This window comes from Citrobacter sp. ABFQG (assembly GCF_004322975.1).
GTDB classification, from domain to species: domain Bacteria; phylum Pseudomonadota; class Gammaproteobacteria; order Enterobacterales; family Enterobacteriaceae; genus Citrobacter; species Citrobacter freundii.
Genome location: NZ_CP036435.1, coordinates 627765 through 640805 on the forward strand (window position 1 = coordinate 627765; position 13041 = coordinate 640805).

The window sequence follows — 13041 nt, forward strand, 5'->3', positions numbered from 1 at the left end:
ATCGGTTCCTTAGTTCTGTAATTCTTTCGTCGTGAAATCTTGCTGATTGCGGCGCGCGCCCTGCGCCAGTTGTCTCATGATTTCAGTCAGATACGGGGTTTTTAGGGTGTAGAAGCGTTTGGCGATCACGGCACTCAGCAGGTAGCAAATAGCCGGGACTATGGTGAACAGCGCGATGATGATGCTAATGGTGGCGCCGTTCTGGGTTTTCGCTGCGGCGTCGTAGCCCCCACCTGCCAGCATCCAGCCGATCAGCGCCCCGCCGAGCGCCAGGCCCAGCTTGAGCACGAACAACGTGCCCGCAAAGCTGATCCCCGTCAGACGTTTTCCGTTGCACCACTCGCCGTAATCCACGGTGTCGGACATCATTACCCACTGAATTGGCGTCACGAGCTGATGCAGTACGCCAATCACGAAGATGAAGACGAACATGGTAATGTTGGCGTGCATCGGTACGAAGAACATCGCCAGACTGACGGCCGCCAGCGCGGCGTTGGTCCACCAGAAGACGCTGACTTTGCATTTCCAGTCGGTCAGCGGTTTTGCCAGCGCAGAGCCGATCAGGTTGCCGACGCAATAGGTGGTAAGGAAGGCGACAAACACCTCCGGCATACCCAGGATCCAGGTGACGTAATACATCATCGCCCCGCCGCGAACGCAGACGGCCAGGATATTGAGGATGGTCAGCAGGCCGACGATGCGCCATTGGTCGTTCTGCCAGATGTCGCGCAGGTCTTCACGCATTGAGGTGCTGCTCGGCGGCGCTTCCACGCGTTCTTTGGTGGTGAAAAAGCAAAATGCCAGCATCAGGAACGCCACAACCGAGAGCACGGCAATCCCGCCCTGAAAGCCGAACGCTTTATCCTCGCCGCCAATCAGATTTACCAGCGGCATCATCAGCACGGTGGAGAGCATGCCGCCCGCCGTCGCCAGCACGAAGCGCCAGGACTGCAGGGAGATACGCTGCGTGGGGTCATTGGTGATGACGCCGCCCAGCGCGCAATAGGGAATATTCACCACGGTGTAGAGCAGGGTCAGCAGGGTGTAGGTGATTGCGGCATAAATCATTTTGCCATGCAGGCTGAGGTCCGGCGTGCTGTAGGCCAGCACACAGACCAGACCAAACGGCAGCGCGCCAAACAGTACCCACGGGCGAAATTTCCCCCAGCGCGACCGGGTGCGGTCGGCGAGCAGTCCCATGCAAGGGTCTGAGATAGCATCCAGTGCGCGGGCCAGCAGGAACATGGTGCCGACAAATCCGGCCGGAATACCAAAAATATCGGTATAGAAGAACATCATATATAACATGACGTTATCAAAGATGATGTGGCTGGCGGCATCGCCCATACCGTAGCCAATCTTCTCTTTAACGGACAAAATCTCACTTTTCATTACGCATCCTTGTTAGCACTTTCACACGCACTGATACCGGTTACAGTTCTTGTAAACCATCCCTGTGAGCGCGGGTATTCCGATATCTCGTTATCAAATTACGATTCTTGTTTTCTGTGATCAGAGTTGCGTCGAAAAATGTGATGAAATGTAACTACCGGATTTATTGAGGATTTATATGAAACCGATCATGGCAAGACAAAAGGGAAGTTAAAAAAGTGAGTGAGGGGGTGTGGAAACCCCAGGAAGTAGCTATAATGCGCCCCGCCTCCATGTAGCAATCGAGGCGCGGAAGATCGTCATCTCCGGTGAGGTGGCTGGACTTCAAATCCAGTTGGGGGCGCCAGCGTTCCCGGGCAGGTTCGACTCCTGTGATCTTCCGCCAAAATTCTTACCTTATCCCAGTCATTTGCCATATCTTTTCAGCACACAAATTCCTGGTGATGCTGCCAACTTACTGATTTAGTGTATGATGGTGTTTTTGAGGTGCTCCAGTGGCTTCTGTTTCTATCAGCTGTCCCTCCTGTTCAGCTACTGACGGGGTGGTGCGTAACGGCAAAAGCACCGCCGGACATCAGCGCTATCTCTGCTCTCACTGCCGTAAAACATGGCAACTGCAGTTCACTTACACCGCTTCTCAACCCGGTACGCACCAGAAAATCATTGATATGGCCATGAATGGCGTTGGATGCCGGGCAACCGCCCGCATTATGGGCGTTGGCCTCAACACGATTTTCCGCCATTTAAAAAACTCAGGCCGCAGTCGGTAACCTCGCGCATACAGCCGGGCAGTGACGTCATCGTCTGCGCGGAAATGGACGAACAGTGGGGATACGTCGGGGCTAAATCGCGCCAGCGCTGGCTGTTTTACGCGTATGACAGGCTCCGGAAGACGGTTGTTGCGCACGTATTCGGTGAACGCACTATGGCGACGCTGGGGCGTCTTATGAGCCTGCTGTCACCCTTTGACGTGGTGATATGGATGACGGATGGCTGGCCGCTGTATGAATCCCGCCTGAAGGGAAAGCTGCACGTAATCAGCAAGCGATATACGCAGCGAATTGAGCGGCATAACCTGAATCTGAGGCAGCACCTGGCACGGCTGGGACGGAAGTCGCTGTCGTTCTCAAAATCGGTGGAGCTGCATGACAAAGTCATCGGGCATTATCTGAACATAAAACACTATCAATAAGTTGGAGTCATTACCCGTTTAGGTTACTGAGGGCTGGGCAATTGTACCTTATCAATCAGTTGGTCGAATTTAATCCTGATAACAAAAGCCTGGTCAATCGACAGACAGGGCGAGCAATTCAACTACAGATACCAGCCTCGCTCTGTTTTCTCTATTTAATTACTCACGCAAGTGACATTGTTTCTCAGAACACGTTGATTAAAGTGGGCTGGGGTGAGAGAAATAATGTGACCACCACCAACACATTTTACCAGGCTATTCTGACGCTACGTAATGCTCTGGCGGATGTGGGTCTGCCGAGAGATACGGTAAAAACAATTTCCCGGCGCGGGCTTGCATTAAATGAAAATACGCAGGTTGAGGCGATAACACATCCTCAAAGTGAAGTTTACCAGCCACCGGTTATAGAGGATTACGCGCCCCCAAAGATAATTGCTCCCGCGCCTCAACAAACGACGCGGGGACCCTGGTGGTACATTATATTTAGCACGGGCATCGTTATTGCCACCCTGATTATCTGGCTGGTGTGGTATCAGACGCGTCCTGTTATGCCGTTTAGTAAATTCGTGTCTGTTTCTATGCAAGTTCCCTCTCGGCAAAACTGTAAAATTTATTACTCGCCAAATGAGCACGACCAGGAGAATTATTTCAATCTGATGCAACTGCATCCCTATCTCTGCGAAAACAACAAGCACGTCTTCCTTTCCGGCTACCGCAAAGCGGAGAGGATCGTGGCGTTTGTCTGTGATAAAGATGCGCGGATAGATGCTAACGCGTTTTGTACTACCCACTATTACTGGATGCGCGGGTAATGAAAAAAATACATCACCTTATTCTGCTGGTAATCGGTCTGGCGACGTTGCTCGGTTCAGGCGGGTGGCTATGGTATTCACGCTTTGCCGAAAAGCCGCTGAGTTGCATCGGCAACGTGGAATGGAATATTGGCAGCAATCGCTTTGCCGGTACGTTAGCGTTTCGGATGTACGATAATGCAGGTTTGGCCACCATTACCGGAAAACTGTACGGACGTAATACCTCAGACATCAGCAGGAACATTTATTTCAACTACACCAGACAGCACGAAGCCCGGGTGCTACAGGCGATGCAGGTGGTCAAAACCTTCGCAGACAGCGCCGATGAAACGGATATTAACAATACCTTACCCGGTTTTTACCGCCAAAGCGGACGAACCCTCAGTCTGGTCATGGAAGAGTATAAGGGCACATGGATCTTTGCCAGCTCCAATGTACCCTCGCTGTATTGCCGCAAGAGGTAACGTCATATCCGGAAACAAAAATCGCGCCCCCTCAATGGAATTCATATTTGTCATCATCGACTTACGCGACATGGGTCACTGAATCCTCTAATAACCCATTGCTATTCTTCATCCCGAATCAGGAAACATCCTGAATATCACGATATCCATTGCGTAATAATTAAGCGAAATGGGCGTTTTATTTTGTCCAGAAGACTTCAATCTACGGATGGATATTTGGAGAAGGCGTGGGCAGGGGCGTTTATCTCTCTCGCGAGCAATGTCTGCAGGTTCAGGCGTTATCGCATTTCAGGAAACGGTATGTTTCCGGTGTATTTTTGGCGTACATATGAGGGATACGTAATGTTTACTTTTAAAAAGTGCCTGATTGCACTTTCTATAAATTTGGCCGTTGTTTCATCAGGTTTTGCTTGTACGACCCTGCTGGTCGGTAACGAAGCATCAGCGGACGGCTCGATGCTGGTTGCCCGTAGCGCTGACAGCGATGCCTTGAAAGCGCAACATTTTGTCATTCACCCGGCAAAACAGAATCAGACCGGGGTATACAGCACCAAAGCACATAACGGTGCGAATGACTTTACCTGGCCGCTACCCAAAAACTCGCTGCGTTATACCACTGTTCCAAACTGGAAAACCCAACTGCACGGCGCGACCGGATTTAACGAGCTGGGCGTTGGCGTGAGCGGCACAGAATCTATTTTTGCCTCACCAAAAGCGCTGGCCGCCGACCCGTACGTTGAGGATAAAGGGATCACCGAAGACGATATTCCGGATATTCTGCTGTCGCAGAGTAAAACCGCGCGTGAAGCCGTGGCGCTACTGGGCCATATCGTTGAGACCGTCGGCGCAGGCGAAGGCTTTGGCGTTGCCGTCGTCGACGATAACGAGATCTGGTATCTGGAAACCGGCAGCGGCCATCAGTGGATGGCGCAGCGTCTGCCAAATAACCAGTATTTTGCCACCGGTAACCAGGGCCGCTTACAGGATTACGATCCGAAAAACCCGGACATGATGGCGTCAAAAAACCTGATTCAATTTGCGACCGAAAAGGGTCTGTACGAACCGGCAAAAGATGGCAAATTCAACTTCTCCAAAGCCTATACCCGTGATGATGAGCGTGACCGCACGTATAACGACCCTCGCGTTTGGACCATCCAGAAAGAGTTCAATCCTTCCGTAAACCAGGATATGGCCAAAGGACGTGAATTCCCGGTCTTCATGACGCCAGAGAAGAAAATGACACTGGACGATGTGAAGGCCGTACTGCGTAACCATTATGAAGGCACCAGCCATGACCCCTACACCAACGGTCTGAACGGCAAAGAGCCATGGCGTCCGGTCAGCGTCTTCCGCACCTATGAAGCGCATGTTATGCAGGTCCGTCCGTGGTTGCCAAAAGAGATCGGTGAAACGACCTACATTGGTTTGGGCATGGCCGACCTCACCGCCTTTGTTCCGTACTACAGCGGCCTGAAAGCGTATCCGGCTAACTATACGATGGGTACCGATAAAGCGGACGATCAGTCTATCTACTGGAAATATCGTAAATTACAAACGCTGACGATGACCGATTATCCGAAGCTCGCGCCAATCGTCAAAAAAGCCTACAAAGCGTGGGAAGACAAAGTGGCCAAGGAGCAAAAAGAGGTTGAAGCAGAGTATCTGAAGATGGCGAAAACTGATAAACCAGCCGCCGATAAGATGCTGAATGACTTCAACCTGCGCATCATGGCCGACACCGAGAAGCTGACGGAAGATCTGACTAATCAGCTATTTACCATCCGCACCAAAGACATTCAGTCTGATATCTTCTTTGCAAACGCTGCGAAAAAAGACTGAGTAACGACGCGATAGTATTCTGGCGTAAAGCGCTTATTAGCTTTGCGCCAGCATTTCACACCGCGCCTTCACTGCGTCGTGCAGCAGACGGACTGCTCTTGAAAGCTGCTTCCGATGGGGGCAAATCATATTCAGCGGGACTTTCTCCCCCTGATAATCCGGCATCAGCAGTTGTAATCGACCGTCACGCACATCTTCGCTGACATCCAGCCACGACTTGTACGCCACACCTTCCCCGGCAATTGCCAGCCGTCGGATCACTTCCGCATCGTCGCTCATAATGGTGCCGTTAACCTGCACACTACTGACCTCGCCGTTGCGCGTAAACGTCCAGCGATCATGCAGACGGCCGCGTAATACGAAGGTCATGGCGTTGAGCTGTGTTAAATCATCCGGGGTTTGCGGAGCGCCGTTTTGTGCAACCCATTCCGGTGATGCCACCAGCACACGTCGGTTACTCGGTGCAACGGGCAGCGCAATGTAAGACGCGTCTTCGGTATTGCCATAGCGAAACGCAACATCGACGGGGTCTTTAAAGACATCCGTCACCTGATCGGAGAAAAAAATCCGCAGGCGCAGCGCGGGATAGCGGCGTCGAAACGACTGAAAGACCGGCAGCAGCAGGTTACGGCCAAGATCGGAAGGCACGGCGATTTGCAGCGTGCCAGAAACTTCATCTTCTGGGGTCTGAATTTTTTGCAGCCCGGCATGCATCACGTCCAGCATCTGGCGGGCATAGGGTAGCCAGACCTCGCCCTCCGGCGTCAGGCGTAGGCTGCGCGTGGAGCGGGCGAACAAGCGGATAGCCAACGTAGACTCCAGTCGCTTGATAGCTGAACTGACCTGAGCAGGCTGAACGCCGATTTCGCGCGCAGCATCGCTAAAACTATTCAGCGCCGCGGCGCGGACAAACAACGTGAGATCTTCAAGCCGGAACATTTTCACTCCCCGAGTATAAGTCCTGTCGCCGTAGGGCTATTTTTCCCGTTCTGCTACCGGTTTACCATCGAATTATTCAACTGATTCCTGTGACCGGAGAGACCATGAAAGCCATCGCTATTACCCGCGCCGCGACCGACGGCAATAACATTGAATTTTTACAAGAGATTGACCTGCCCATGCCAGTCGCTACCGGGCACGATCTGCTGGTTGAAGTGAAAGCCATTTCCGTCAATCCCGTTGATACCAAGGTTCGCGAAGGTTTTAACGCCGATGTGCCGCGCGTTCTGGGCTGGGACGCCGTTGGCGTGGTGAAGTCCGTGGGTGAAGCCGTCACCCTGTTCACACCTGGCGATGAAGTCTGGTACGCCGGAGCGCTGGGCCGCGCTGGCAGTAACAGTGAATTTCAGCTGGTTGATGAACGTATTACCGCGCTGAAGCCAAAAACACTGGATAATGCTTCTGCTGCGGCGCTGCCGCTGACCGCCATCACCGCCTGGGAAATGCTGTTCGACCGTCTGGGCGTTGAGGAGAATAGCAATGAAGATGATGTGTTATTGATCGTTGGCGCGGCTGGCGGCGTCGGTTCTATTCTGACGCAACTGGCCAGTAAGCTGACCAAAATGACCGTCATCGGTACGGCATCACGTCCGCAGAGCCAGAAATGGGTTCGTGAAGCGGGCGCTCATCATGTGATTGACCACAGCAAGCCGTTGACGGAAGAGCTGGCACGGATAGGCATTAAAGAGGTGACGCACGTTGCCAGCCTGAACAATACCGAGCAGCACTATTCGCAAATTATTGCCGCCCTGGCACCGCAGGGCAAACTGGCGTTGATTGACGATCCGCACACTCTCGATGCGCGTCCGCTGAAGGCCAAAAGCATTTCGCTGCACTGGGAGTTTATGTTTACCCGTTCGATGTTTACCACCCACGACATCATTGCGCAGCATCAGTTACTGACCCGCGTGGCACAGCTGATCGACAGCAACACCATCCGCACCACGCTGGGCGAACATTTTGGCGCGATCACCGCGGCAAATCTGCAAAAAGCCCACGCGCAAATTGAAACCGGTCGTTCGGTCGGCAAGATTGTGCTGGAGGGGTTTTAACATGTCAGATTCAGAAGTGATTTCAATTATTGCGGTACTGAAAGCCAAACCAGGGAAAATCGATGCACTGAAACAGGCACTGCAGGCTCTGTTACTGCCTACTCGCCGGGAGCCGGGCAATATTGAATATGCCCTGTTCCAGTTACGCGACACGCCGGATGTGTTTTACGTGCGCGAATCCTGGCACGGTCAGGCCGGTCTGGACGAGCATATCGCTCTGCCACATTTCCAGGCGTTCATTCTACAAATGAACGATCTGCTAGCCGAACCGCTACGGCTGGATTATCTGACGCCGATTGCGCCATAAAATAACTACCGAAGCCCCCTGCCGCGTGGGGGGCTACACCAGTCATGCCTCACTCGCTTCGCTATCTCTGCTATGATGCCTGCACACAAATAAAACAAAACAACATGCCGAGGGAAAGATGAGTTCCACCAGAAGAGGGATGATGAACGTCCTGATTGCCGCCGTATTGTGGGGAAGTTCAGGCGTTTGCGCGCAGTACATCATGGAGCAAAGTCAGATGTCGTCGCAGTTTCTGACCATGACACGTCTGATTTTCGCCGGGCTGATTCTGCTGATGCTCTCTTTCGTTCACGGCGACAAAGTGTTCTCCATTATCAAAAACCGCAAAGACGCCATCAGCCTGCTGATTTTTTCCGTAGTTGGAGCGCTCACCGTACAGCTCACCTTTCTGCTGACCATTGAAAAATCCAACGCCGCCACCGCGACGGTGCTGCAATTTTTGTCACCGACCATTATCGTGGCGTGGTTTTCCGTGGTGCGCAAAGCTCGACCGGGGATTTTAGTGCTGACCGCAATCTTCACCTCGCTCATCGGCACCTTCTTACTGGTCACCCACGGTAACCCAACGTCGCTGTCTATCTCACCTGCCGCGCTGTTCTGGGGAATTGCCTCGGCGTTTGCCGCCGCGTTCTACACCACCTACCCCTCAACGCTTATCGCGCGCTACGGCACGCTGCCGGTCGTCGGCTGGAGTATGTTAATCGGCGGCATGATCCTGCTGCCGTTTTATGCCGGACAGGGCACTAATTTCGTGGTGAATGGCAGTTTGATTCTGGCGTTTTTCTATCTGGTGGTCATCGGCACGTCGCTGACGTTTAGCCTGTACCTGAAAGGCGCGCAGATGATTGGCGGACCGAAAGCGAGCATTTTAAGCTGCGCAGAACCGTTGAGCAGCGCGTTGCTGTCACTACTGTTGTTAGGTATTACCTTTACCCTGCCAGACTGGCTGGGCACGCTTTTAATCCTCTCATCGGTAGTGCTGATCTCAATGGACTCACGTCGCCGCGCCAGAGCGGTTTAACCCCAACCGGCGCGGCAACGGGTCATGATTACCAACCCGGAACCGCGCCGCCGTTAAAGATAGTTTCTGCCGCCTTTGCCACTTCCGGTGACTGATAAGATTGCAGGAATTCTTTCACATTCTCGGCATCTTTGTTGTCTTCTCGCGCCACCAGGATGTTCACGTACGGTGAGTTTTTGTCTTCGATAAATACGCTGTCATGTACCGGGGAAAGCCCGGTTTGCTGGATGTAGGTGGTACTGATAATCGCTACATCCACTTTCTGATCGTCCAATACGCGCGGCAACTGCGCGCCTTCCAGTTCCATAATTATCAGATGCCGCGGGTTATCAGTGATATCCAACGCTGTTGGCAGCAGGCCGGTATCCGCTTTCAGCGTAATTAACTTCTCTTTTTGCAGCAGCAACAGCGCCCGCCCGAGGTTGGTTGGATCGTTAGGTATCGCAATCGTTGCACCGTCTTTTAGTTCAGCGACGGTTTTGATTTTCTTCGAATACCCTGCCATCGGGAACACAAAGGTATTGCCCACCGCAACCAGCTTATAGTCGTGTGCTTTATTATCTTGTTCGAGGAACGGACGATGCTGGAAGACGTTGGCATCCAGCTCACCATGATTAGTGGCATCGTTGGGCAGCAGAGAACCGCTAAAACCCACCAGTTCAACATCGAGGCCGTACTTCTCTTTGGCCACTTTCTTCGCGACCTCCGCCACATCCTGCTCGGCACCGTTAATCACACCCACTTTGATATGCTTTGCATCACTGCTCTGTTGATCGCATCCTGCCAGCAATAACCCCGCCAGTAATACCGCCGCCCCGGCCCCAAAAAAAGGTATCTTCAGCTTCACGTTCTATCCTTTTGCAATAACCGCCTGATGAGTAATGAAATGACTATAGCGGCAAGGTCGCTGCGGTTTAAAAAACGAAAAAGCATCAGCAAGAAGAAAAAGGCATAACGGGAAAAAGATACATTAGTCGGAAGATGCCGTTAGTTCATCACTTGAAAGCCCGGTGATAATTAGCACCAGTTCACGATCGATCCCCTTCTCCAGCATGGCATGGGCTATCCGCAACGCTTCGTCTTGTTTGCCTTCAATCTTGCCCTTTTGTAATCCCTCTTGTAAGCCACTGTAATGACCCGTTCTTCGCCCTGATTCACGTAAACATTCTGCAATAGTCATTAATCTCTCCTTGTGTTGGGGAACGCGTAAAGCCACCTCGCGAATAAACGCCTCGAAACGCGGTGCGCTGCCAGACTGCATCAGATAATTAAATAGCGTTTCTACCTGGCTGTCATTAGCGTATCCCTTAACCAGCAGAGCAACCAGGTTATCCACCAGCACCATCAGGTCACGTTCACGTATATGCTTCTGGACAAGCTCAAGTAGCGCCATCCGCCGATGCTGCATAATCTCATCATCAGACACCACCGTGATGTCTACCAGCGGGAAGGCAGAGCCATAAAGCTGCCGCGCAGTTTGTGGATCATCAAATTCATCCAGCCAACACAGCGAGTATGGATACGGGCTGTCAACGCCATGATAAAAAAGTATCGGCACCACCAGCGGCAGCGTTTTGTGTCCTGCATCAAGATGCTTCTGCATCGTAGCAATGGCATAACGCATCATCCTGAATGCCATATGAGCATCTGGCGAGCTTTGGTGTTCAATCAACGCGTAGATATAGCCTTTACCGGTTCTAGTTTTTAGCGACCACAGAATATCGGAATAACTGGCACGCAGATCCTCCTCAATAAAACTCCCGGGTTCCAGTTTCAGTGTATCCAGATCGCAAAGCTCATGTAATGACGCAGGAAGATAGGTATCAAGAAAATCCCGCACCGTATCTGGATGGCCTAAGAATTTTTTAAACACCGCATCATGCGGTGTAGATGTTGTTGGTTTTTGCATGGCGGTCCGTCACCGGAAGAACAAGATGACGGGACATTACTCGCCAGTGGCACAGACGACATCAGGGAAATTATCTCTCTGCGAGGCGCTTTCGAGGATAAATACATGCTGGTGCAATATATTCATTTTCAGGGAAGGGTGTTCGCAAAAATGCCCGGTAGCACCTAACGCTTACCGGGCATTTTTTGTGTGCCATCCGGCGATGGCAACATCACACCAGGGCTTTGACTATCTCCATCAACCTGATGATATCTGCAGGCCGGGTATTACCGGTCTGTGGGTCGATAATCGAGCTGTAAACATGCGGCATGACGCGCGATACTCCTGCTTCCAGACAGGATTGCAGGATAATGCCGAAGTTATCGAGATCGATACCGCCGGTCGGTTCAATCAACGTCATGCCGTTGCGTGCCGCTGTCGTCGCCAGTGCGTACAACTCAGGCAGGGACTGCTCACCGCCCATTGGGAAGAACTTCGCCGCATGCGCGCCAGAGTCCAGCATCATACGTACCGCTGCATCACAGGAAACGTGGGCTGGCGTGCCCTGGCTGCTGCTGACGCCAGTGGAGATCAACACTTCCCCCGGCGTGCCCGTGGGACTGACTAACGCGTTGATATGGGTCTGTTCACCGCCCGTTGCCGCCAGCGCGCCTGCCGCAAAACCACAACCGGTAAAGGTCTGGTTGACGTGTGCCGGATGGACCTGTGAGGCAATCATCGCCGCTTTGTAATACTGCGCCGGGTCGCCCGCCCCCAGCCCCACGGAAATCGACGGCACGTCGACCATCCAGCGTTTTACTTCCTTAACCCCTTCCTCAACCGAGGAGAACTGCGCTGAAAGAATGCCGATCACCGCGTGACCTTCGGCAGCGTCATAGATTTCCCGGGCGTTGGCGATATCCTTCGCCAGCACGTTAATAGCCACTTTATTGCGATAAAAATTAATGTGCTGCATGGTCTGCAATCTCCTTTAGTCGGGCCACGATCAGTGCCATTTCCCCTTCTGCGACCGTACGCGGGTCAAGACTAAAGACGCCCTGATGAAGGTTGTAACGGCGAGCGTAAATCGCGATATCACCCTCTCGCAGCTGCGCTTCTACGGCGTAAGCATCCATCCCCAGCTCTTGTGCATTCACCCGAATACGAATCCGCCAGATGGCGCGCCCGGCTTCGTCCTGCTCAATATCCGCATCCAGTCCGCGAATCGCTGAAATCGCCTGCGCCACGGGGCGAAGCTCTTCGGCGGTGACCACGGTTTGCCCCTGATGATAGTTTTCCAGGGCATACACCAGCCCGACCATATTCTCTTTGCCGATCTTCATCGCCCGGGCAATTCCGTGGTGCTGCGCTTTACACGCGGCAATCCACTGTTTCTTCCCGGTGATAAACCCGGAGGTCGGCGCGTTAAAGGCTTTTGCTCCGCTGTAGACCACCATATCCGCCCCGCTCGCCACCCAGGCGTGTAAGTCTTCCTCGGCGGCGGCATCGACAATCAGCGGCAGGTTATGAACCTGCGCAACCTGTACGAAGTCTGCAATGCTCAACATGCCTTTCTGCACGCAGTGGTGCGATTTCACGTACAGCAGCGCGGCGGTGTTATCGGTAATCGCGCTCTCCAACTGCCAGCGGGCCGCCAGATTACTTGAGCCAACCTCCACCACCCGTCCTCCCCCTAAGCGGATCGCGCTGGTGATGGGCGCCCCGTAGTCAACGTTATGCCCGCGCAGCATGACCACTTCATTGGCCATACCCGCGCTGTCCGGCATCAGCGTGACACTAGCCTGGTCACCGCGGGTAATGGCGGCGGCAACGGCAATCGCAATACCCGCCGAGGCGCACGAAGTAACATAGCTGTCCTCCGCGCCGGTGTAGCGGGAAACCAATTGACCGGTACGGTCCACCAGCCGGTCAATTTCAACAAAGGCCGAAGCTGCCCGCGCGGTGGCTTGCATCACTTCCGGCGCAACGCTGGAAACGCCCAGAATCGTCATCTTGCCGCAGGCGTTAATCACCTGTTTTAGCCCCAATTGTTGGTAGATATTCTGTGTCATGGC

Annotated in this window: 13 protein-coding genes and 1 tRNA gene; 8 read left to right on the top strand and 6 right to left on the bottom strand. The window is 53.0% G+C overall.

Annotation, left to right across the window (positions count from 1 at the left end; all coding sequences use genetic code 11):
• Nucleotides 1–9 precede the first annotated feature (9 nt).
• Entirely contained in the window at nucleotides 10–1392 is a 1383-nt protein-coding gene (locus tag WN16_RS03135; protein WP_044700462.1) for a glycoside-pentoside-hexuronide family transporter, read from the bottom strand.
• Between the two features lie 290 nt (nucleotides 1393–1682).
• Between WN16_RS03135 and WN16_RS03140 the strand changes: the two genes are divergently transcribed.
• The 5 genes from WN16_RS03140 to WN16_RS03160 all read left to right on the top strand — a co-directional run bounded on the left by WN16_RS03140 (nucleotide 1683) and on the right by WN16_RS03160 (nucleotide 5699).
• Nucleotides 1683–1777: transfer RNA gene (locus WN16_RS03140), tRNA-Sec, on the top strand.
• Between the two features lie 109 nt (nucleotides 1778–1886).
• Nucleotides 1887–2584 (top strand): IS1-like element IS1B family transposase gene (locus WN16_RS03145; protein WP_095033700.1). Its coding sequence is split into 2 segments (ribosomal slippage): nucleotides 1887–2136 and nucleotides 2136–2584, totalling 699 coding nucleotides; the frame shifts between segments, so codons are not numbered across the junction.
• A 41-nt stretch (nucleotides 2585–2625) separates the two neighbouring features.
• Nucleotides 2626–3396, top strand: coding sequence for a winged helix-turn-helix domain-containing protein (locus WN16_RS03150; protein ID WP_016151203.1), 771 nt, complete (start codon nucleotides 2626–2628; stop codon nucleotides 3394–3396).
• Nucleotides 3396–3860, top strand: a complete 465-nt coding sequence (locus tag WN16_RS03155; protein ID WP_003840687.1) for a hypothetical protein — start codon at nucleotides 3396–3398, stop codon at nucleotides 3858–3860. Before WN16_RS03150 ends, WN16_RS03155 begins: the two co-directional genes overlap by 1 nt.
• A gap of 342 nt (nucleotides 3861–4202) precedes the next feature.
• Nucleotides 4203–5699 carry a C69 family dipeptidase gene (locus WN16_RS03160; protein ID WP_044700506.1) on the top strand — a complete coding sequence of 499 codons (1497 nt, stop codon included), beginning with the start codon at nucleotides 4203–4205 and terminating at the stop codon, nucleotides 5697–5699.
• Nucleotides 5700–5735: 36 nt separating this feature from the next.
• Here the strand turns inward: WN16_RS03160 and WN16_RS03165 are convergent, their stop codons facing one another.
• On the bottom strand, nucleotides 5736–6638 hold the full coding sequence (locus WN16_RS03165; protein ID WP_044700474.1) for a LysR family transcriptional regulator: 903 nt from the start codon (nucleotides 6636–6638) through the stop codon (nucleotides 5736–5738).
• A 104-nt stretch (nucleotides 6639–6742) separates the two neighbouring features.
• Between WN16_RS03165 and WN16_RS03170 the strand changes: the two genes are divergently transcribed.
• From WN16_RS03170 to WN16_RS03180, 3 genes are all read left to right on the top strand, one after another.
• Nucleotides 6743–7750 carry a zinc-binding alcohol dehydrogenase family protein gene (locus tag WN16_RS03170; RefSeq protein WP_016151205.1) on the top strand — a complete coding sequence of 336 codons (1008 nt, stop codon included), beginning with the start codon at nucleotides 6743–6745 and terminating at the stop codon, nucleotides 7748–7750.
• Nucleotide 7751: 1 nt separating this feature from the next.
• Nucleotides 7752–8057: a putative quinol monooxygenase gene (locus WN16_RS03175; protein WP_003023975.1), complete on the top strand. Its 306-nt coding sequence runs from the start codon at nucleotides 7752–7754 to the stop codon at nucleotides 8055–8057.
• A 118-nt stretch (nucleotides 8058–8175) separates the two neighbouring features.
• Entirely contained in the window at nucleotides 8176–9078 is a 903-nt protein-coding gene (locus tag WN16_RS03180) for a carboxylate/amino acid/amine transporter (RefSeq protein WP_003023973.1), read from the top strand.
• A gap of 28 nt (nucleotides 9079–9106) precedes the next feature.
• Here WN16_RS03180 and nlpA read toward each other — a convergent pair whose 3' ends face one another.
• From nlpA to dgaE, 4 genes are all read right to left on the bottom strand, one after another.
• Nucleotides 9107–9925, bottom strand: coding sequence for a lipoprotein NlpA (nlpA, locus tag WN16_RS03185; RefSeq protein WP_044700476.1), 819 nt, complete (start codon nucleotides 9923–9925; stop codon nucleotides 9107–9109).
• 123 nt (nucleotides 9926–10048) lie between these two features.
• A complete protein-coding gene (locus tag WN16_RS03190; RefSeq protein WP_044700477.1) occupies nucleotides 10049–10987 on the bottom strand; it encodes an Rpn family recombination-promoting nuclease/putative transposase in 939 nt (312 codons plus the stop codon).
• 211 nt (nucleotides 10988–11198) lie between these two features.
• Entirely contained in the window at nucleotides 11199–11942 is a 744-nt protein-coding gene (locus tag WN16_RS03195) for a 2-dehydro-3-deoxy-phosphogluconate aldolase (protein ID WP_032950565.1), read from the bottom strand.
• Nucleotides 11929–13038: a D-glucosaminate-6-phosphate ammonia lyase gene (dgaE, locus tag WN16_RS03200; RefSeq protein WP_044700479.1), complete on the bottom strand. Its 1110-nt coding sequence runs from the start codon at nucleotides 13036–13038 to the stop codon at nucleotides 11929–11931. Before dgaE ends, WN16_RS03195 begins: the two co-directional genes overlap by 14 nt.
• Between the last annotated feature and the right edge of the window lie 3 nt (nucleotides 13039–13041).

Excerpts from the sequence above, each read along its gene's own strand:
- WN16_RS03165 (WP_044700474.1), bottom strand. The coding sequence starts at position 6,638 with ATGTTCCGGCTTGAAGATCTCACGTTGTTTGTCCGCGCCGCGGCGCTG.
- WN16_RS03155 (WP_003840687.1), top strand. The coding sequence starts at position 3,396 with ATGAAAAAAATACATCACCTTATTCTGCTGGTAATCGGTCTGGCGACG.
- WN16_RS03175 (WP_003023975.1), top strand. The coding sequence starts at position 7,752 with ATGTCAGATTCAGAAGTGATTTCAATTATTGCGGTACTGAAAGCCAAA.
- WN16_RS03135 (WP_044700462.1), bottom strand. The coding sequence starts at position 1,392 with ATGAAAAGTGAGATTTTGTCCGTTAAAGAGAAGATTGGCTACGGTATG.
- WN16_RS03195 (WP_032950565.1), bottom strand. The coding sequence starts at position 11,942 with ATGCAGCACATTAATTTTTATCGCAATAAAGTGGCTATTAACGTGCTG.
- dgaE (WP_044700479.1), bottom strand. The coding sequence starts at position 13,038 with ATGACACAGAATATCTACCAACAATTGGGGCTAAAACAGGTGATTAAC.
- WN16_RS03180 (WP_003023973.1), top strand. The coding sequence starts at position 8,176 with ATGAGTTCCACCAGAAGAGGGATGATGAACGTCCTGATTGCCGCCGTA.
- WN16_RS03190 (WP_044700477.1), bottom strand. The coding sequence starts at position 10,987 with ATGCAAAAACCAACAACATCTACACCGCATGATGCGGTGTTTAAAAAA.
- WN16_RS03170 (WP_016151205.1), top strand. The coding sequence starts at position 6,743 with ATGAAAGCCATCGCTATTACCCGCGCCGCGACCGACGGCAATAACATT.
- WN16_RS03160 (WP_044700506.1), top strand. The coding sequence starts at position 4,203 with ATGTTTACTTTTAAAAAGTGCCTGATTGCACTTTCTATAAATTTGGCC.